Genomic DNA, 16,884 nt, shown 5'->3' with positions numbered 1-16,884 from the left:
AAAACAACAGGAGTAATTATGCGAAAGAAACAAAGAAATAGCAATAGAAGCGATGTTACTCAGCAGCGTTCTGCAAAGCCAGACGAATTAGTCATGGTCTGCGTGGACAATCCAATATTCGGTCACAAGCTCGTTGAGAAATTCAAGGAGCTTAAGTCTATGCAGGGGAAAGCCAATGAGTAACACCGCTGAAAATCTCATTCAATTTCCAGCGCAAGTTCAGCGCAGGGGTTCCCACATGGAGAATCAGAAACAAGGCCATGTTGCTATATTCAGAAGCGCTTTATTTGCTGACTGGGCGCGTGATCCAATAAAGCTTGCTACATGGGTTCAGCTAATTGGCCGGGCTAGTCATAAGGCTCGCATACAGCAATTCGCCGACAGAGAATGGCCTTTAGAGCGAGGTCAATTAGTTACTACAGCAAAGGTATTTTCATTGCTCTTGCTCGATAAGAAAGGGGAGCCATTACCGGTAAAAGAAGTTCAGCGGCTTTGGTTATTTTTTGAGAATGAGGGGATGATTTCTAAGAGGGGAACGCCATTCGGAACGGTGTTTACCATTATAAATTATGACAGTTATCAGTCTGGAAAATCTGTCCAAGGTTCTGTCCAACCATTTGTCCAACCCAAAGCCTCGCCATTACTGGTCTCGGAGGGTGTTGTTGTCCAAGGTTCTGTCCAACCATTTGTCCAACATAACAAGAATGTTTTAAACAATTTAAAAGATATACCCCCTATAGTCCCCCAAGGGGAGGAGGTGAAAGAGATTTTAAATCAGGCAAAACAGGCTTTGGAATATTACAACGAGATATCAAAAAGCACCTGTCGTGATGCCAAGCCATATCTCACCCTGCTAACAGCAACAGCCAGTCGATCAGCTTACACCCTGCAAGACCTGAATTTAGTCACTCGCTGGGCCTTAACGGTCTGGAAGCGTCGCGGTAACTCATGCCCTAAACCAAAAAGCCTTTGTGCCGTAACCCGGTTCGATGGGTATTTATCCGATGCTGAGAAATGGCTTCAAAGCAGCGTTGATATTGACTGCCAAGCCGTTATTGATGCTTACAACGAGGTTACCGCCGGGAAACTTCCAGAGGCTGATTTGGATAGGGATCGGGAGATAGCCATTCGTGAACTAGCTCAGCACTTGGCAAAGAAAAATGTCGAGGGCTTCAGGGCTTATTTTGCTGGGTTTATCGAAGATGCCAGAGATTTCTATTTCGGCGGTCCTGACGGGATCGGCTGGAAGGCAAGCTTTGAATACCTGATGAAACCAGAAACGCTACGGAAAGTGAGAAGGGGTGAGCTGTGATTAATATTGATATCGAAGCCAGTGTGATTGGTGGTCTGCTGATAAGCGGGTACACGCCAGATGCAAACGAAGTATTGGCAACAGTAGACCCGGATGCTTTCACCGTTTCTTTGTACCGTGAGACGTTCAAAGAGATTAAGCGGCAAGCTTCCACTCGCGGTCTGATTGATAGCCTGATGGTTGCCGAGGCTATGGGGGAGGGTAATTTCTCCAACATCATCATGACCACCAAGAGCTGCCCCAGCGCCGCCAACCTAAAAGGCTATGCGCAGGTAGTGAGTAAATACCACCTGATCCGCCAGTTTTCCAAGCTGATGGAAACTAATTACGACAGCATTACTCAATCCAATAACTATGAGCAGGCGCTTGCAGGAATTGAAGCGTTCATGACCAAAGTTAACAGCATGGGGAGGCCAAGCACTGAAGTAATTCCAACCCACATCGATGAGCTTTTAGAGTCTTACGCTGATGTGTTGGAGCGGCGACTCAAAAACGGTGAAGCATCCGACACGTTGAAAACTGGCATTGACGAACTGGACGAGATCACCGGCGGCCTAAACCCTGAAGACCTGATGATTGTTGCTGCCAGGCCGGGGATGGGTAAGACAGAGTTGGCGCTAAAGATTGCCGAGGGGGTTGCTGATTCATACGTTACTCGCGGCGATATCGTAGAGCGTCGTGGTGTGTTGATCTTCTCAATGGAAATGAGCGCCCATCAGGTTATCGAAAGGTCAATTGCTGGAGCGTCCAACATGCCAGTGTCTAGCCTGAGAAAGCCAAGCCGAATGGGTGACGAAGATTGGGCGCGGATCTCTCAAGGCATTGGGATGCTCAAGGGGCTTGATGTTTGGGTTGTTGATGCATCAAAGCTTAACGTTGAACAGATGCGCAGCATTGCTGAAAGACATAAGCAACGGCACCCAGCGTTATCTCTCATCCTGGCTGATTACCTTGGACTTATTTCCAAGCCAAAGGCAGAGAGAAACGACTTAGCTATCGCCCACATTACCGGATCACTCAAAGCAATGGCGAAGGATTTGAAAACCCCTGTCATCTGCCTGAGTCAATTGTCGCGTGATGTGGAAAAACGACCTGCTGGCCAGCGCCGACCAACGAATGCCGATCTGCGTGATTCAGGCAGTATTGAGCAAGACGCTGACACTATCGTGATGCTGTATCGCGAAGCTGTTTACAACGAAGACAGCCCAGCCGCGCCTTATGGCGAAATCATCGTAACTAAAAACCGATTCGGCACCCTCGGAACTGTTTATCAACTCTTCAAAAATGGTCACTTCCTGCCAACAGATCAGGAAAGTGCTCACGACATTTGCAAGGGTAAATCAACCGCAGCGCCACAGGGCCGGAAATATGGGAGAGATATTTGATGGACATAACTAAATCGCAGTCTGACTTTGAAGCTTGGCTTAAATCGAAAATGCCAACGACTTATCGTCTTGCATTTGAGTGTGGCGACGATGACGAGTTAACCAACTTAGCCAAGGCATCAGTGCTCGATATGCGGACGGCATGGCAAGCGTCGCGCGAAAGCATCGAGGTGGAGTTGCCTGAGCTATGCGGCGATGGCGAAAATGACACTGATTACATCGAAGGGCTTAACGATGGGATTATTCAGTCCGCTAGAGCCCTCCGCACTGCAGGTATTCGAATCAAGGGAGAGAGTGAATGAAAGTAATCCCAAGCCGAATAAAGAGAGCACTTGATGTAATGGATTCGATTCTTTTCACGCATAGCTATTACTTTGACGATAACCAGCATTGGTCAAAGGTTGCTAAGCAGCAAATTGAAGGGATGCGGATTGCCACTAAAGCCAAGGCCATTGTTTATCACGACAGAATACTGAATGAGAGAAAATGCTGATGAAAGAATTAGATAGTTTCACTGTAGAGAGACTGGAAGAGTTTATTCGTCATCCATTAGAAAGCGGATTAACTCGAAGCGAGCAAATGGAACTGGCCCGAATCGCGTTAGCTGCAAAGAGGGCTGAGCCTGTTGCTTGGGTAGTTGGTGATGCGACTCTGTATAACTCGCACACTGTAGAGGCGTATGCAAAGCGCTCTGGACTACCAGTGTCCCCGCTCTACACCACCCCACAGTTGAACTCTCCGGAGATGCCGGAAGGTTGGAAGCTGGTTCCCAACGTAGTAACTAAAGAAATGACTGATGCCGCAAGGATAATTGACGGTCGATTATCGGCGGAAAAGTACCACCGCATCTATCGCTTAATGCTAGCTACTGCACCAAATACCAGTGGCTTTGACCCATCTTTTCCTGGGACAGAGGCGACTGTTATCACACACTATCACACACCGGATGGATACAAGCTGGTGCCGACTGAAATTACCAAGGCTATGCGAGATGCATGGGATAGCGCGCCCAACGGCCACGAGGATGACGACGTGAATATGTGCAATGCTTATCGCGCCATGATAGCCGCCGCGCCGGAGAAGCCGCTATGGCCGATGAAATATTAACTTGCCTGAATATTGGGCTGGCCTTGATAGGTTATTTCTACATCATTTCAAAATCAGTCCGATGGGCTGGAATTAATATCTGGAAGCAATGGGATAAGCGCAAGAAAGAAGAGCGAAAGCAGAAGGCTATTAACGAGCTGTACGACGCTTTCAATCTTGGTGAATTAACTGAGAGTGACACGCTAAAAGCAGTAACCAAAAACGGCTTAACCATCATGATGTTTCGGAAGTGACCAATGCAAATCGATATGGTCAAGAATGCCGGTGGCGTTTTTGTTCCAGCGTTCGATCATGACTTACCCAGGTTAACCAAGTTCAAAAACGGTGAGATGTACACCGCCGACATTAAGCTAACTCGAAATCCTGCCTTCCATCGAAAAATGTTTTCCTTCTTCAATTTCTGTTTTGCTCACTGGTCTGCTGATAAAACGGCGCTGGCCAGCGCAGATGAATCAACTCAATTTGACCGATTCAGAAAGGACTTAACCATTCTGGCGGGATTCTATGAGCAAACAGTAAGGCTAAACGGTGATGTCAGGACGGAGGCAAAGAGCTTGGCTTACGCGAACATGGAGCCTGACGAGTTCGAACGCTGCTACAACGCAATGGTTAACGCCGCAATAAAACACCTGTTCGGGCGCACGACAGACCAGAACATTATCAACCAACTTTATAGCTACTTCTGAGGTGGCAGCATGATTACTCTGATATTAGTCGCAGCTTATTTCTGGATGGCTGGCGTTGTATCTGAATGGGCTCATGACATTCAAGGCAGTAAAGAAACAGTCACTGGATATGCAAGGGCATTTTTCATTGGTATCACATGGCCCTATTGGATTTTCCTGCGCAAATCAGGAAGGCGGCATGAATGAGCCGACAACGTAGCCCGACCCAGATAGCCATAGACAATCTTATCTTCCGCAAGACATCTCGAACCAAGCCTAAACCCCCAATCCCCGCCAGCGAAATACCCACATATGACGCTATCTATCCGTTATTAGCTAAACGCTGGCTAAGACTCAGGAGTAGAAAGAATGCTTGAACTACAGCGCTCCGTCTGCGCGCTCTGTTTCAAACCAATGACTGACGGCTCTATTTACGCTCATCAGAAATGCATTGATAAAGCAGCGAAGGAGAAAAGAGATGGCGAACTTACGCAAAGAGGCTAGAGGCCGAGAGTGCCAAGTTAGGCTGCCTGGTATCTGTAACGGGAACAACGAAACTGTGGTGCTGGCCCACTACCGGCTATCGGGAATATGCGGTACCGGAATCAAGCCACCTGACCTTTTCGGCGCATGGTGCTGTTCTGCGTGTCATGACGAGATAGATCGGCGTACGCACATCATGGACATCGAGAGTGCTCACCTGGCTCACCTGGAGGGAATGGTTAGGACACAGGCAATTCTGCTGTCGGAGAATAAGGTGAAGATATGACTGAATATCACATAGACCTACCCTGGCCGCCCAGTGTTAACACCTACTGGCGACACTCAAGGGGAAGGCACTACATCAGCGAGAAAGGCACCAAATACCGACAAGCAGTAATCGATACCATCAAACAGCTAAACCTCGATATCCACACCTCCGCACGACTCAAAGTATCAATATCAGCACACGTACCAGACCGCCGCCGCCGTGACTTAGACAACCTGCAAAAGGCCGTCTTTGATTCGCTGGTACACGCTGGATTTATGCAGGACGACGAGCAGATAGATGATTTCAGGGTTAGGCGGCAGCCGATTGAAAAGGGTGGGCGGCTATCAATATCAATTACTGAATTGGAGTCAGCATGAATGTAACTCAGTTAAAACTAACCAAAGAACAGCATGATTGGGTCAATGGATGGCTTGAACTGTGGGGCGCATGGGTTTATTCAGGGAGATTAGAGAAGCGCATGAGCAGCATTATAGCTCAGTACATGGCGACAGTAGAACCGCAGGGCAGCCCATCAAGGCCGATGTGCAATGACGATGACGGAATGTTGATTTCTCAGGTCGTAGATTCCGTTATGCGCATTGACACAAAGGCCCTCGGCATTCTGATTAGTTATTACTCTCATGGGGCATCCAAGCGAGCAATTGCATCGTACTACTTCGCGACTGCAAAACCCCGCAAGATGTCAACGAGAGGCGGGGATCGGATGAAAAAACCGTCACTGATAACTTGCCGCCGTGAAGTGGATGAAATATTGGACGCGGCGGTATGGATGTTATACCAACCAATGCAACATGCTTTCATCAGTCGCAAACGTGTCGGTAAAATAAAGAAAGTTGCATAGAACGTGTTGACATCAGTGAGCCAATGAGCCACTATTAGAGGGTAAGGTGCCGTATCTGACTTAAACGAGCGCCAACCCAATTTAAAGCCCTGACTCTAACCGGTCGGGGCTTTTTGCATTTTAGGGATTTGCGATTGCCTTCCCTTCCAGATTTAGCTCCCGCCTACACCAATCAACCGCAAACACCCTCTAGCGAAAAGTGGAAACGGCGGTGAGCTATTACCTACACAAGACTAGGAGAATCCTTGTGAAATTACCTGACTTTATAAAAACGGGATTCGTGAGTTCTTCGCCTTGGTTGCTGGCGATAATCCTAGCTTCGTATGTCGCAACAGAAATTAACTCACGCATTAACTCTGCTGCGTATGCATTTCCTCGCGCAGTGGTTGCTTATGGATTGGCTAATTCAAAAACTGATGATGAACTGATATCAACAGTAGAAATATGGAAGCGTGATTCTTGGGGGGCACAAATCGGGGCGTTACGAGTTCTGTGTGAAAACGACCGGAACTATATAGATGCCCTTGGTGGGGTAGATGTAGGGGCCAGAGTATGCAGGATCGTAAAATGAATGAAAAAGACCCTGGGTTTTGGTCAGAGATTCTTAACGGGGTAAAAGCCTCATGGCCTCAAATATCAGGCGCTGGATTAGCAGCATTAATTTGCTATGGGCGTTTGATTTATGACGGAACTGACCGAAAGAATAAATGGATTGAGGGCGTCTTATGTGGCGCTCTTTCTTTGTGTATCTCAAGTGCTCTAGACGTTGTTGGCATTCCAATAAGCGCCTCGCCATTCATTGGTGGGATGGTTGGCTTCATTGGTGTCGAAAAGCTACGTGGTATTGCTATTCGCGCAATTAGCCGAAAGGTTGGGGGCGATGATGCAAATCAGTAATAACGGAATAAACAAACTTAAAGTCGAAGAGGGTGAAAAGCTCATCGGCTATAAAGACACTCGCGGCATCCCGACTGTTGGAGTTGGGCATACTGGCGTGGTTGATGGTAAGCCGGTTGCTGTTGGCATGGTTATCAGCAAAGACAAATCATCTGAGTTGCTGTGCTCTGATTTGGCCTGGGTTGAAAAGTCCATCGCAACTAACGTGAAATCCCCCCTTACTCAGAACCAGTACGATGCGTTGTGTAGTCTGATATTCAACATCGGGCCGACCGCATTCGCTAATTCTACCGTGCTGAAGCGCCTTAACGCAGGTGATTACAAAGGTGCTGCTGATGCATTCCTTATGTGGAAGAAAGCCGGTAATGACCCAGAGAGATTGTTACCGCGACGTCAGCGAGAAAGGGCGCTGTTTCTATCATGAACCGCGTAACGGCAATACTCATTGCTGTGCTGGTAGCTTCACTATTTGGACTAACTTACTACCACTACAGAGTGCAATCACTCAATCGTGATGTAGCTGAGTTAAACAAAGCAGCCAAGCAGCAACAAGCCACTCTCGACCAGATAGAAACTCAGCGTCAAACCGTAGCCGCTATCGATATCAAACACACCAAGGAGTTGGCAGATGCCAAATCTGAAAATGAGCGCCTTCGTGCTGATATCGCTAATGGCACTAAGCGGTTGCAGCTCAACGCAACATGTTCAAAGCCAGTGTCCAAAACCACCGGCCCCGCCAGCGTCCCTGATGATGCCAGCGCCAGACTTACTAACGCCGCTGAACGGGATTATATCAGTCTCAGAGAGCGAATCGGAATTGCAACCAGCCAAATAAACGGCTTGCAGGCGTATATCACTAACGTGTGCCTGGCTAAGTAGAATTCCCCCGACAAGGAATAGATAGCTTCTCTAGATGGAGGTGATCGCCTGTTTCACTGGGCCTATCTTGGCGGCTCGGAAAGACGAGAAGTGGTGTAGCAACGCCGAGAGGAGTAGCAAAGCCGCGAACAAAGAACATGAAGGCTCAGTTTAACGACTGGGCCTTTTTTATTGGCAGTAAATCACCGCGCATTCTCCGCGCAATAAAAACCAAGAGTCTTTTTCGGGATATGAGGCAGGGATAGGACGGTGGCTTTCATCGTGCCGCTCTTGGGCTGTCCATATCTGGAGAACTGACTCATATCCCAAAAAGGAAATACGATGAAACACCTGATTAAAATCATTAAAGGCACTCCAGTAGTTAGCACTGATGTAATCGCAATAGAGTTTGGTCGTCGTCACGATAACGTAATGCAAAACATTCGCTCCTTGATTGATTCTGAACATTTAGATGCCCTTGATTTCAAGGAGACCTCATACGTAGATAAAATGAACAGAGCAAAGCCATGCTACGAACTTACTGAGCGTGGTTTTCTGATCGCAATGCCATTCATCGGCGGCGAGAAAGCAAGGGATGGTCAGGTTCGTCTGGTTGATAGTTTTATTGCTTACCGGGAAAAAGCTAAATGTGAAGCGGCTATTCAAGCAGAGCGGGATTTAGCTAGGGTTGAATACCGACCAATGACCAATGCGATCAAGATCAGCAAAGAAGCGGAAGGGAAAGAGGCTGAACATTATCACTTCAGCAATGAAGCCAACCTGATAAACCGCATTGTGCTTGGCGCAACTTCTGCGAAGTTCAGGAAAGAGAATGAAATCGGAAAGGCCGAGGCGATTCGTGACTATTTGACCGCTGAGCAAATCCGGGCCATTACTGAGCTTCAGCGTGCAGACACGGTATTCATCAATATGGGCTGGGACTTTGAAAAGCGTAAGTCTGAGCTGACCAGGATGTTTGAGCGAAACCACAAAACACCGCTCATTGAAGAGCAACACCGGTTGGCGGCCTGATATCCCAAAGTGTTAAATCACACTTTGAATATAAATCAATTGGTTACAGATTGAGAGCCACTTTCACAACGGCTCTCAATCATTACAGACATAAAACATCATAAAGGAATCCCCATGACGACTAATGTAATTCACCAATCTGGAAAGACTGTAAAAGTCGCCACTTCAGGCGATGCATATGTATTGCCTGCCGCCACACCAACAGTGTTAGGTGGTGTAAAGAAAGCCGCAACTGTTGCCGATTGCACGGTAGCCGCAGATGGCACAAGCGCAGGAAATCAACTTAATGCGTTGCTAACGTCATTACGTGCTGCTGGCATTATCGTTTAAAGAACAATATCTCGTCGGGTTAGAAATCCTCCGAGAGTGGAAAGTGGGATGTGCTGAAAAATGTCAATCAATGTTATTGAAAGTTTCGAGTTATGGATTCGGCCATGTCATAGCACTCAATATGTGCGAGTTGGTTATATGAGGCAGGAAACTCCAGATATGGATGTTGATTTTATTTATTGTTTTACAGACAAGGTCACCCCATCAATTAGCGCAATCAAAAAAGATTACATTGATGCGTTCAGAGTGGTAGCAACCTACGCGGAGTAGAAAATGGCAAAGCTCACTGACAAACAAGAGCTGTTTGCCCGTGAGTACCTGAAAGACCTCAATGCCACACAGGCAGCAATCAGGGCGGGTTACAGCGAAAAGACCGCCCGGAAGATAGGCAGCGAAAACCTCACAAAACCAGACATTGCAGAACGCATCATTGAATTAAAGGATGCGCGCAACGAAGAGGTGGGTATTGACGCCGCCTACGTATTGCGCCGCCTAGTTGAAATCGACCAAATGGATGTCCTTGATATCGTGAAGGATGACCTCTCTCTTAAACCTGTTAGTGAATGGCCTCCTACATGGCGGCGCTATATTTCAGGGTTTGATGTCGCGGAAATGTTCGAAAACTCAGGCGAGGGAGGTGCACGCGAGATGGCCGGTATTCTCAAAAAGATTAAGTGGCCTGACAAGGTGAAGAACCTTGAGTTGCTAGGTAAGCATGTCGATGTGCAAGCATTCAAAGAGAGAACGGAAATTTCTGGAATACTTTCTCTAGAACCGAAGGGGTTAGATGATTTCTATGGCGGCAACTCTTAACCCTGCGCTTAGACCGTTCTGGACTACGAGGGCGCGTAATAAAATCCTATGTGGTGGACGAGCCTCTTCTAAGTCTTGGGATGCTGCCGGAATGGCTATCTTCCTTTCCCAGCGCTACAAACTCCGCTTCCTCTGCGTTCGTCAGATTCAGAATAAGATAGAAGAGTCCGTTTATGCGCTGCTGAAAATTCAGATAGAGCGATTCGGGCTGCTTGGTGAATTCCAAATACTGGATAACAAGATCATTCATCGGCGCACTGGCAGTGAGTTCATGTTCTATGGACTGTGGCGTCATATTGGCGAGATAAAATCTATCGAGTCTATTGATGTGCTTTGGTCAGAAGAAAGTCATGGATTAACTGAGGCTCAGTGGGAGGTTTTAGAGCCCACAATCCGAAAGGAAGGATCTGAGTGCTGGTTGCTGTTCAACCCGTCCTTGGTGTCAGATTTCGTTTGGCGTCACTTCGTAGTGGACCCTCCTGCCAATACTCTCGTTAGGCACATTAATTACGATGAGAACCAATTCCTTTCTCAGACAATGCTTGATGTGATCGAGAACCACAGGATTAAAAACCCAGATACTTTCGACCACGTGTATCTGGGGATGCCAAGAAGTGACGACGATGAGAGTGTTATCAAATCATCCTGGATAATTGCCGCAATCGACGCGCACAAAACTATCGGATTCTCTGACAATGGACGCCCGCGACTTGGCTTTGATATTGCAGATAGCGGCAGTGACCTGTGTGCTACAACCTATGCCAAAGGATCAGTTGCATACCAGTGTGATGAGTGGGCAGGGAAAGAAGATGAGCTTCTAAAAAGCTGCACAAGAGCATACATAACTGCCAAGGAGTTTGGCGCAGAAATCATATATGACTCTATCGGCGTGGGTGCAGCAGCCGGTGCCAAGTTCAAAGAGCTCGGATATCACTCTTATCAAAAATTCAACGCTGGGGCGTCTGTCAATTTTCCTGAGAAGTTCTATCAGCCAAAAATAAAGAATAAGGATTTCTTTGCCAACCTGAAGGCTCAGGCTTGGTGGCTTGTTGCTGATCGCTTCCGCTTAACTTATCAAGTTGTGACAGCCATTAAGAACGGTGCAGAACCTCCCCCATATAAGGTTGATGAACTGATAAGCATTGATTCGGCTATGCCTAATATCGAAAAACTCAAATATGAACTTTCTATCCCAATGAGGGATTTCGATAACGTTGGCCGGGTGAAAGTTGAGTCAAAAAAGGACTTAGCAAAGCGCGACGTAAAATCACCAAACATAGCTGATTCGTTCATCATGGCGTTTGCCCCGGTAAATAAACCATTCATCATTCCTGACGAGATTTTGACATGACAAGAAAGAAGGCTGTGCGAACAGCTCAAGCCGTGCAAGCACCTCGGCGGGAACTGGCGAAAATTACAAGCACGCATCTTGAAGCGGCATCTGCTGCGAATGACGAGAAGCCATTTGCTCAGTTTAAACGTTACGAGCCGCTACCTGGTGTGATTCCAGAGGGCAAAAAAGAATCTGCTCTAGCTATGGACTCCACGCCTTACGATGTCATCAACAGCATGTCGATTGGTGGTGAATATTCTGGCTTTCGTGGCTACCCGATTTTGGCGGCAATGTCTCAGCAGGTTGAGTATGCGAACATGCATACCATCATGGCTGATGAGATGACGCGTAACTGGATTGAGGTGAAGAGCACGGAAGAGGGTGATCCTGATATCGAACTGATGGATTTAGCGCTGACCAAATACGATATAAAGCGCTTGATTCACGAAGCCGTAAGGCAGGACTCAGAATATGGCGTGGCACACATCTTTATCGATGTTGGCGCTGACGATATAGAGAATGCAAAACCGCTATTTCTTGACCCGCGCAAGATAACTAAAGGATCACTGAAAGGCTTCCGGTGTATAGACCCAAACTGGGTTTATCCGGCGATGTACAACTCAAGCAAGCCATTGAGACCTGATTTCTACAAGCCTCAAGCATGGTTCGTAATGGGCGACACGGTACATGAGTCTCGATTCATCGATATCGTTAGCCGTCCGGTTCCTGACATTCTTAAACCATCCTATAACTTTGGTGGACTGTCTCTAACGCAGCTGATGGAAGATTACGTTGTTGACTGGCGTGATGCTAAAAAGAACGTTATTAAAATTCTCAAGACATTGCGCATGCGTGGATTGAAAACCGACATGGATGCTCGGCTACAGGAGCCCGGTGAGTTCGATAAGCGCGTTAAGTTGTTCATAAAGTATCAAGACAACTTCGGGCTTTGGGTGCATGACACAAGTGAAGAACTGACCCATCAGCAGACATCTCTTAGCGAACTGTCAAACATCCTATCTAACTACCAAGAGCAGCTCTGCATACCATCACGCACCACCAACCTGAAGATGTTTGGCAATGCCCCAGCAGGTTTGAATGCCAGTGGTGATGCTGAGATTGAGACATGGCACGAAACGATATCCGGCTCGCAAGAATTGGACTATCGCAGAGCAATTGAGAACATATTCAAGATTATTCAGCTTTCAGAGTTTGGCGAACTGAAACCCGACATCTACTTCGAGTTTAAACCGCTTGATGAAATCAGTGATGATGACCGAGCTAACACCAACAAGACTCGCGTTGAAACAGTGGTTGCTGCTGCTGATAGCATGCTGATTAACTCTGAAGAGGCGCGAGACGCACTGAAAAGCATTGAAGGCGCAGGATTCGAAAACCTGAAGGGCGACTATGAACCGGAAACCGAAGAAGAGTAAAAGCCTTCGGGCGGTCAACTATAACGCCGGTAACATCATCTGGTATCGCAGAGAGTTACTGGCTGTTATCAGAGAAATGAATGACGATGTTAAGAAGCAAATCGTCCCGATATTTGAAGATAACCCACTGGCGATGGATGCCAACCCGGTTCAATTGTTGCGTAGTGCTTTGCGTGCTCTATCTAAGAAGTGGGTGGAGCGCTTCATTAAAATGGCGCTACCTACTGCCGAATCAGTGACAAACAAGACTGGCGAGGCTGTTGACCGCTCATTACTTGCTGCTGCCCGTAAAGACTCAGTAACAATTAACATGCAGTGGACTGAGGCTATGCTCGAAAAGCGAGAGGCTATCATTTCTGAAAATGTTTCTCTTATTCGTTCAATACCTGAGAAGTATTTCACTGACGTGGAAGGGATGGTATTTCGAGCAGTTGCCAAAGGCGGCGATCGCAAAGGTTTAGCTGATGAGATTGAGGCTAACTTCGGGAAGCGTCATGGCATTACTCGCAGGCGTGCTGAGTTCATTGCGCGCGACCAAGTACGCAAGGCTACCAGCGCACTATCCAACGCAAGGCAACAAGCAGCAGGGATTAAGCGGGGCATCTGGTTACACAGTGGCGGCGGTAGCGAACCTCGCAAGAAGCACGTTCATGCTAACGGGCAGGAGTTCGACCTCGATAAGGGGTTACCAATCGGTGACAAGGGGCAGTATGTGTTGCCGGGAGAAGAGTGGAATTGCGGGTGTGTATGGAAACCAGTATTGCCATTCTGACAAATACAAAATCAACAAGGTCGCTGAGGCGGCCTTTTTTATTGCCTGAAAAACAGGAAAGAACATGAGCGAAATAAACTCATATTTGCTCGCTGAGGATGAAGATAAGTGGATCACGATTAATGGAGCTCACGTAAAAGTAAACGGTCAGGGTGATGTCGTCGAGGGTGCGGAAGGAAAAATTACCCCCAATCAACAATCCCAGAAGAAAGAAGCCAAAGCAAAACTATCGAGCAATGAAAAATCCGCAATCTCCAGTTATTCGGGCGACAACTTTCTCAAGATAAACAATCAACTTAGGAAAGGCGACTCATCTGATCCAGACGTCAAAAGAATTGATAGCGCTGTCGATAAGGGAACACTGAGTGGCGAGACTCTTTATCGTGGAATGAGCAAGGATGATGCGAAAAAGCTTTTTCCCGATGGGAATATAAAGAAGGGCATGACCGTATCAGACCCTGCATTTTTATCCACTTCGAATGAGAAAAAGATAGCAGGAATGTTTAGCGTCGGCGGCGTGATGTTGGAGATTGATCCAGAAGTAGGGGCCAAGGGGCTTAATGTTACCGAACTATCAAGCAACAAGCATGAAAGTGAAACACTACTCCCCCGCAATGCAGAATTAGAGGTTGTCAGCATTCACCCTGGGAAATTACCGGGGCAACCAGTGACAGTAAAAATGAAATACGCCAATAAAGGTAATCAGATGGCTAAAGATAAAAATGTCTTTGCCTTCGATAAGGCGAGCGTTCGCCGCTATGACGTTGACGGGATGCTTCACGTTGAACTGACGCCTATCAGCAAGGCTAACGTCTGCGTCTACTACGGCAAAGAGATCCCAGACTGGGAAGCGCTAGGGCTTAATCCTGATAAGGCATATCGGCTGCTGCGTGACCCTGAAGAGCTCAGAAAATCCGCGCCAACATTCAACAATAAACCAGTTCTAGACACTCACATCGCTGTGTCGGTACTTGACCCGCCCAAAGAACACATTATTGGTTCTACTGGCACCGACGCAGTGTACGAAGCTCCGTATCTGAAGAATTCGATGGGCATTTACGACATCAATTCGATTATCGGCGTTGAGAATAAAGAGCAGCGTGAAATCTCATCCTCATACCGTTATCGGCTCGACATGACGCCGGGCGAGTACGAGGGCGAACCATACGATGGCGTTATGCGTGACATCGTTTGTAACCATGTGGCAATCGTGCCAAGTGGCCGGGCTGGCCCGGATGTATTTGTATATGACTCACTACCTACAGGACTCAAACTGATGTCAAAAGCAAAAGAACTTATGGCGAAGATTTTGCCTTTCCTGGCTAATGACGCCAACCCAGAAGAAGTTGAAAAAAAGGTCGAAGAAATCATTAAAGATGATGACAAAGACCCAAAAACAGCGAAGGACGAGATGACCGAACAAGAAAAGGAAAAGCTCGCGAAGGATGAAGAAGAACAGGCTGAGAAAGACAAGTTAGCCAAAGACGAAGATGATAAGGCCGATAAAGAGAAAATGGCAAACGACAGTAAATTAGCCATGGACTCAGCAATTAAAGGTGTAGAGCAACGATTTGCAGCCCTTCGCCAAGCTGAACGTGATGTTCGACCTGTTGTTGGTGATCTGGCCTGTGATAGCGCTGATGAGGTTTACCGTACAGCCCTGAAGCAAATGGGATGCACGGACCACGCAACATTACCATCAGCCGCACTTCAATCAGTGTTCAAAGCTTACTCCCGCCCTGCGATGGCAAATGACGCAGCGCCAATTAGCCACGATTCGCGCACTGCCGTGAAAAACTACTTCGAGGGCAAATAATATGTCATTCCAACAAAACGTAGAACTTTACTCCGGTGTCGGTCAGGCAGGACAGCCAGCATCAACATCTCCAATTATCGCCGCAGCCGGTGGCCCCGGTGCATTCCAAGCCGGTACTAGCGGTTTAATCATGGCGCGGTTCGCATGGCGTAATGCCACCAACCCGTTACGACTGGATAACACTGGCACTGGAAAGCCCGTTGGTTTCGTACAAAACAATGCCAATGCCACTATCGATTATCTGCAAAGCAACAGCATGACTATTTCAGCAGGCCGTGAAGCATCAGTAATTGTGGGCGGCGACTTCTTGGCTATCTCTACAACTGTAGCGACAGTCGGTCAGAAGGTGTTTGCAGTTCTTGCTACGGGCCTGCTGGCAACTGGCGCGGCTGGTGCAACAATCTCTGGTGCAGTAGAAACAGACTGGTATGTCGCCAGCCCTGCCGCTATTGGTGATTTACTGATTATCTCTACATGGAGCAAAGCATAATGCCTCAATTGACTCAGGCTGATTTCGCAGCCTTTAAAGCGGAAGCCGAATCGCGTGGCATTTTCTTGCCATCCTCAGTAACTAAATTTGCAATGGATGCTGATGTTCAGCCAGGTATGCCACCTAACGGCGGTATTCCGGCAATCGTTTCTTCATTCATTGATCCTGAAATCGTCCGTACTATCTTCGCCAAGCAAAAGGCCGTCGATATTCTGGGCGAGAAGAAAAAAGGCGCGTGGGCTCAAGATACATTGATGATCCAGCGCGTTGAACAATCTGGTCATGTTGTAGCGTATGACGATTACAGCGAACAAGGTGGTAACCAAGTTACACCTGGATGGGAAGACCGACAAGTATATCGCTATCAGACCATGGTCACTTATGGCGAGCTGGAGCAAGAACGTTATGGTTTAACTATGTTGCCATATGTGGCAGAGAAGCAGCGTGCGGCTGCATGGACGCTGAATCAGGCGCAGAACAAGTTCTACTTCTACGGCGTGTCAGGTTTGCGCAACTACGGCATCCTGAATGACCCAGCACTACCGACGCCGATCACTCCAGCCACCGTTGATGGTAAAACCCTGTGGAAAGATAAGCAGGTAGTGGATATTTACAACGATGTCCTCGCTCTGTATGCAGATCTGATTGCTCGCACTAATGGTGCGGTAGGTGACGGTGTGGATATGGCATCACCTTTGGTTCTGGTGATGAGTCCTAATGCTTCTGTGTGGTTCAAACGCGCTAACGAAATCTTCGGTAATACCGTAGAGAAGATGGTTAAAGACACCTTCACTAACATCCGGATTGAAGTTGCGCCGCAGTACGATACGGATGCGGGTGAGCTGGTGCAGATGTTCGTTGAAACCGCCCAAGGTCAGCAGGCTGGTTATTGTGCATATAGCGACAAGCTTCGCGCACATCCAATCATCACTATGACATCAAGCTGGAAACAGAAACACTCCGGCACCACTTACGGCGCGGTAATCACTCAGCCGTTCCTGTTTGCTCAAATGCTCGGAGTTTAA

26 protein-coding genes are annotated in these 16,884 nt (G+C 47.6%); all 26 read left to right on the top strand.

Annotation, left to right across the window (positions count from 1 at the left end; translation table 11 throughout):
* Positions 1 to 18 precede the first annotated feature (18 nt).
* The 26 genes from V1956_RS15545 (at position 19) to V1956_RS15420 (ending at position 16,884) form a co-directional block, all read left to right on the top strand.
* Positions 19 to 183 (top strand): hypothetical protein, encoded by a 165-nt coding sequence (locus tag V1956_RS15545; RefSeq protein ID WP_442825321.1) that lies wholly within the window; start codon positions 19 to 21, stop codon positions 181 to 183.
* Positions 176 to 1,312 (top strand): hypothetical protein, encoded by a 1,137-nt coding sequence (locus V1956_RS15540; RefSeq protein ID WP_442825320.1) that lies wholly within the window; start codon positions 176 to 178, stop codon positions 1,310 to 1,312. Before V1956_RS15545 ends, V1956_RS15540 begins: the two co-directional genes overlap by 8 nt.
* Complete coding sequence (locus V1956_RS15535) at positions 1,312 to 2,697, top strand: replicative DNA helicase (protein WP_126286904.1); 1,386 nt, start codon at positions 1,312 to 1,314, stop codon at positions 2,695 to 2,697. The genes V1956_RS15540 and V1956_RS15535 overlap by 1 nt, the downstream gene beginning before the upstream one ends.
* The gene (locus V1956_RS15530; protein ID WP_442825319.1) at positions 2,697 to 2,999 is read left to right on the top strand and encodes a hypothetical protein; all 303 of its coding nucleotides are present in this window, start codon (positions 2,697 to 2,699) and stop codon (positions 2,997 to 2,999) included. The genes V1956_RS15535 and V1956_RS15530 overlap by 1 nt, the downstream gene beginning before the upstream one ends.
* On the top strand, positions 2,996 to 3,190 hold the full coding sequence (locus V1956_RS15525; protein WP_442825318.1) for a hypothetical protein: 195 nt from the start codon (positions 2,996 to 2,998) through the stop codon (positions 3,188 to 3,190). Before V1956_RS15530 ends, V1956_RS15525 begins: the two co-directional genes overlap by 4 nt.
* A complete protein-coding gene (locus V1956_RS15520) occupies positions 3,190 to 3,804 on the top strand; it encodes a hypothetical protein (protein WP_442825317.1) in 615 nt (204 codons plus the stop codon). The genes V1956_RS15525 and V1956_RS15520 overlap by 1 nt, the downstream gene beginning before the upstream one ends.
* A complete protein-coding gene (locus V1956_RS15515; RefSeq protein ID WP_442825316.1) occupies positions 3,786 to 4,037 on the top strand; it encodes a DUF4752 family protein in 252 nt (83 codons plus the stop codon). Before V1956_RS15520 ends, V1956_RS15515 begins: the two co-directional genes overlap by 19 nt.
* Positions 4,038 to 4,040: 3 nt before the next feature.
* The gene (locus V1956_RS15510; protein ID WP_442825315.1) at positions 4,041 to 4,490 is read left to right on the top strand and encodes a DUF1367 family protein; all 450 of its coding nucleotides are present in this window, start codon (positions 4,041 to 4,043) and stop codon (positions 4,488 to 4,490) included.
* 9 nt (positions 4,491 to 4,499) lie between these two features.
* Positions 4,500 to 4,676 carry a hypothetical protein gene (locus V1956_RS15505; RefSeq protein WP_442825314.1) on the top strand — a complete coding sequence of 59 codons (177 nt, stop codon included), beginning with the start codon at positions 4,500 to 4,502 and terminating at the stop codon, positions 4,674 to 4,676.
* Positions 4,673 to 4,846: a NinE family protein gene (locus V1956_RS15500; RefSeq protein WP_147658587.1), complete on the top strand. Its 174-nt coding sequence runs from the start codon at positions 4,673 to 4,675 to the stop codon at positions 4,844 to 4,846. Before V1956_RS15505 ends, V1956_RS15500 begins: the two co-directional genes overlap by 4 nt.
* A 101-nt stretch (positions 4,847 to 4,947) precedes the next feature.
* Entirely contained in the window at positions 4,948 to 5,238 is a 291-nt protein-coding gene (locus V1956_RS15495) for a DUF1364 domain-containing protein (RefSeq protein WP_042562425.1), read from the top strand.
* Positions 5,235 to 5,597, top strand: a complete 363-nt coding sequence (locus V1956_RS15490; protein ID WP_442825313.1) for a RusA family crossover junction endodeoxyribonuclease — start codon at positions 5,235 to 5,237, stop codon at positions 5,595 to 5,597. Before V1956_RS15495 ends, V1956_RS15490 begins: the two co-directional genes overlap by 4 nt.
* Positions 5,594 to 6,082 (top strand): antiterminator Q family protein, encoded by a 489-nt coding sequence (locus V1956_RS15485; RefSeq protein WP_442825312.1) that lies wholly within the window; start codon positions 5,594 to 5,596, stop codon positions 6,080 to 6,082. The genes V1956_RS15490 and V1956_RS15485 overlap by 4 nt, the downstream gene beginning before the upstream one ends.
* Positions 6,083 to 6,329: 247 nt before the next feature.
* Positions 6,330 to 6,653: a hypothetical protein gene (locus V1956_RS15480; protein WP_442825311.1), complete on the top strand. Its 324-nt coding sequence runs from the start codon at positions 6,330 to 6,332 to the stop codon at positions 6,651 to 6,653.
* Complete coding sequence (locus tag V1956_RS15475; RefSeq protein ID WP_042806439.1) at positions 6,650 to 6,979, top strand: phage holin, lambda family; 330 nt, start codon at positions 6,650 to 6,652, stop codon at positions 6,977 to 6,979. Before V1956_RS15480 ends, V1956_RS15475 begins: the two co-directional genes overlap by 4 nt.
* Positions 6,966 to 7,403, top strand: coding sequence for a lysozyme (locus V1956_RS15470; protein ID WP_442825820.1), 438 nt, complete (start codon positions 6,966 to 6,968; stop codon positions 7,401 to 7,403). The genes V1956_RS15475 and V1956_RS15470 overlap by 14 nt, the downstream gene beginning before the upstream one ends.
* Positions 7,397 to 7,858 (top strand): lysis protein, encoded by a 462-nt coding sequence (locus V1956_RS15465; RefSeq protein WP_442825819.1) that lies wholly within the window; start codon positions 7,397 to 7,399, stop codon positions 7,856 to 7,858. Before V1956_RS15470 ends, V1956_RS15465 begins: the two co-directional genes overlap by 7 nt.
* 321 nt (positions 7,859 to 8,179) lie before the next feature.
* Positions 8,180 to 8,869, top strand: coding sequence for a Rha family transcriptional regulator (locus V1956_RS15460; protein WP_420072522.1), 690 nt, complete (start codon positions 8,180 to 8,182; stop codon positions 8,867 to 8,869).
* A gap of 114 nt (positions 8,870 to 8,983) precedes the next feature.
* The gene (locus V1956_RS15455) at positions 8,984 to 9,199 is read left to right on the top strand and encodes a head fiber protein (protein WP_050875803.1); all 216 of its coding nucleotides are present in this window, start codon (positions 8,984 to 8,986) and stop codon (positions 9,197 to 9,199) included.
* 273 nt (positions 9,200 to 9,472) lie between these two features.
* Complete coding sequence (locus V1956_RS15450) at positions 9,473 to 10,012, top strand: terminase small subunit (RefSeq protein WP_442825310.1); 540 nt, start codon at positions 9,473 to 9,475, stop codon at positions 10,010 to 10,012.
* Entirely contained in the window at positions 9,996 to 11,363 is a 1,368-nt protein-coding gene (locus tag V1956_RS15445) for a PBSX family phage terminase large subunit (protein WP_442825818.1), read from the top strand. The genes V1956_RS15450 and V1956_RS15445 overlap by 17 nt, the downstream gene beginning before the upstream one ends.
* Positions 11,360 to 12,781, top strand: a complete 1,422-nt coding sequence (locus V1956_RS15440) for an anti-CBASS protein Acb1 family protein (protein WP_442825309.1) — start codon at positions 11,360 to 11,362, stop codon at positions 12,779 to 12,781. Before V1956_RS15445 ends, V1956_RS15440 begins: the two co-directional genes overlap by 4 nt.
* Positions 12,756 to 13,553: a phage head morphogenesis protein gene (locus V1956_RS15435; RefSeq protein WP_442825308.1), complete on the top strand. Its 798-nt coding sequence runs from the start codon at positions 12,756 to 12,758 to the stop codon at positions 13,551 to 13,553. Before V1956_RS15440 ends, V1956_RS15435 begins: the two co-directional genes overlap by 26 nt.
* 64 nt (positions 13,554 to 13,617) lie before the next feature.
* Positions 13,618 to 15,369, top strand: a complete 1,752-nt coding sequence (locus tag V1956_RS15430; RefSeq protein ID WP_442825307.1) for a DUF2213 domain-containing protein — start codon at positions 13,618 to 13,620, stop codon at positions 15,367 to 15,369.
* 1 nt (position 15,370) lies between these two features.
* The gene (locus tag V1956_RS15425) at positions 15,371 to 15,859 is read left to right on the top strand and encodes a structural cement protein Gp24 (protein WP_442825306.1); all 489 of its coding nucleotides are present in this window, start codon (positions 15,371 to 15,373) and stop codon (positions 15,857 to 15,859) included.
* Positions 15,859 to 16,884, top strand: coding sequence for a major capsid family protein (locus V1956_RS15420; RefSeq protein ID WP_050875796.1), 1,026 nt, complete (start codon positions 15,859 to 15,861; stop codon positions 16,882 to 16,884). Before V1956_RS15425 ends, V1956_RS15420 begins: the two co-directional genes overlap by 1 nt.

This window comes from Yersinia sp. 2540 StPb PI (assembly GCF_052217165.1).
Lineage (GTDB): Bacteria > Pseudomonadota > Gammaproteobacteria > Enterobacterales > Enterobacteriaceae > Yersinia > Yersinia enterocolitica_E.
Note: the sequence above shows the minus strand (reverse complement) of the source record. Positions and strands in the feature narration are given on the sequence as shown.

Excerpts from the sequence above, each read along its gene's own strand:
- V1956_RS15545 (WP_442825321.1), top strand. The coding sequence starts at position 19 with ATGCGAAAGAAACAAAGAAATAGCAATAGAAGCGATGTTACTCAGCAG.
- V1956_RS15540 (WP_442825320.1), top strand. The coding sequence starts at position 176 with ATGAGTAACACCGCTGAAAATCTCATTCAATTTCCAGCGCAAGTTCAG.
- V1956_RS15530 (WP_442825319.1), top strand. The coding sequence starts at position 2,697 with ATGGACATAACTAAATCGCAGTCTGACTTTGAAGCTTGGCTTAAATCG.
- V1956_RS15525 (WP_442825318.1), top strand. The coding sequence starts at position 2,996 with ATGAAAGTAATCCCAAGCCGAATAAAGAGAGCACTTGATGTAATGGAT.
- V1956_RS15520 (WP_442825317.1), top strand. The coding sequence starts at position 3,190 with ATGAAAGAATTAGATAGTTTCACTGTAGAGAGACTGGAAGAGTTTATT.
- V1956_RS15515 (WP_442825316.1), top strand. The coding sequence starts at position 3,786 with ATGGCCGATGAAATATTAACTTGCCTGAATATTGGGCTGGCCTTGATA.
- V1956_RS15510 (WP_442825315.1), top strand. The coding sequence starts at position 4,041 with ATGCAAATCGATATGGTCAAGAATGCCGGTGGCGTTTTTGTTCCAGCG.
- V1956_RS15505 (WP_442825314.1), top strand. The coding sequence starts at position 4,500 with ATGATTACTCTGATATTAGTCGCAGCTTATTTCTGGATGGCTGGCGTT.
- V1956_RS15500 (WP_147658587.1), top strand. The coding sequence starts at position 4,673 with ATGAGCCGACAACGTAGCCCGACCCAGATAGCCATAGACAATCTTATC.
- V1956_RS15495 (WP_042562425.1), top strand. The coding sequence starts at position 4,948 with ATGGCGAACTTACGCAAAGAGGCTAGAGGCCGAGAGTGCCAAGTTAGG.
- V1956_RS15490 (WP_442825313.1), top strand. The coding sequence starts at position 5,235 with ATGACTGAATATCACATAGACCTACCCTGGCCGCCCAGTGTTAACACC.
- V1956_RS15485 (WP_442825312.1), top strand. The coding sequence starts at position 5,594 with ATGAATGTAACTCAGTTAAAACTAACCAAAGAACAGCATGATTGGGTC.
- V1956_RS15475 (WP_042806439.1), top strand. The coding sequence starts at position 6,650 with ATGAATGAAAAAGACCCTGGGTTTTGGTCAGAGATTCTTAACGGGGTA.
- V1956_RS15470 (WP_442825820.1), top strand. The coding sequence starts at position 6,966 with ATGCAAATCAGTAATAACGGAATAAACAAACTTAAAGTCGAAGAGGGT.
- V1956_RS15460 (WP_420072522.1), top strand. The coding sequence starts at position 8,180 with ATGAAACACCTGATTAAAATCATTAAAGGCACTCCAGTAGTTAGCACT.
- V1956_RS15455 (WP_050875803.1), top strand. The coding sequence starts at position 8,984 with ATGACGACTAATGTAATTCACCAATCTGGAAAGACTGTAAAAGTCGCC.
- V1956_RS15450 (WP_442825310.1), top strand. The coding sequence starts at position 9,473 with ATGGCAAAGCTCACTGACAAACAAGAGCTGTTTGCCCGTGAGTACCTG.
- V1956_RS15445 (WP_442825818.1), top strand. The coding sequence starts at position 9,996 with ATGGCGGCAACTCTTAACCCTGCGCTTAGACCGTTCTGGACTACGAGG.
- V1956_RS15440 (WP_442825309.1), top strand. The coding sequence starts at position 11,360 with ATGACAAGAAAGAAGGCTGTGCGAACAGCTCAAGCCGTGCAAGCACCT.
- V1956_RS15435 (WP_442825308.1), top strand. The coding sequence starts at position 12,756 with ATGAACCGGAAACCGAAGAAGAGTAAAAGCCTTCGGGCGGTCAACTAT.
- V1956_RS15430 (WP_442825307.1), top strand. The coding sequence starts at position 13,618 with ATGAGCGAAATAAACTCATATTTGCTCGCTGAGGATGAAGATAAGTGG.
- V1956_RS15425 (WP_442825306.1), top strand. The coding sequence starts at position 15,371 with ATGTCATTCCAACAAAACGTAGAACTTTACTCCGGTGTCGGTCAGGCA.
- V1956_RS15420 (WP_050875796.1), top strand. The coding sequence starts at position 15,859 with ATGCCTCAATTGACTCAGGCTGATTTCGCAGCCTTTAAAGCGGAAGCC.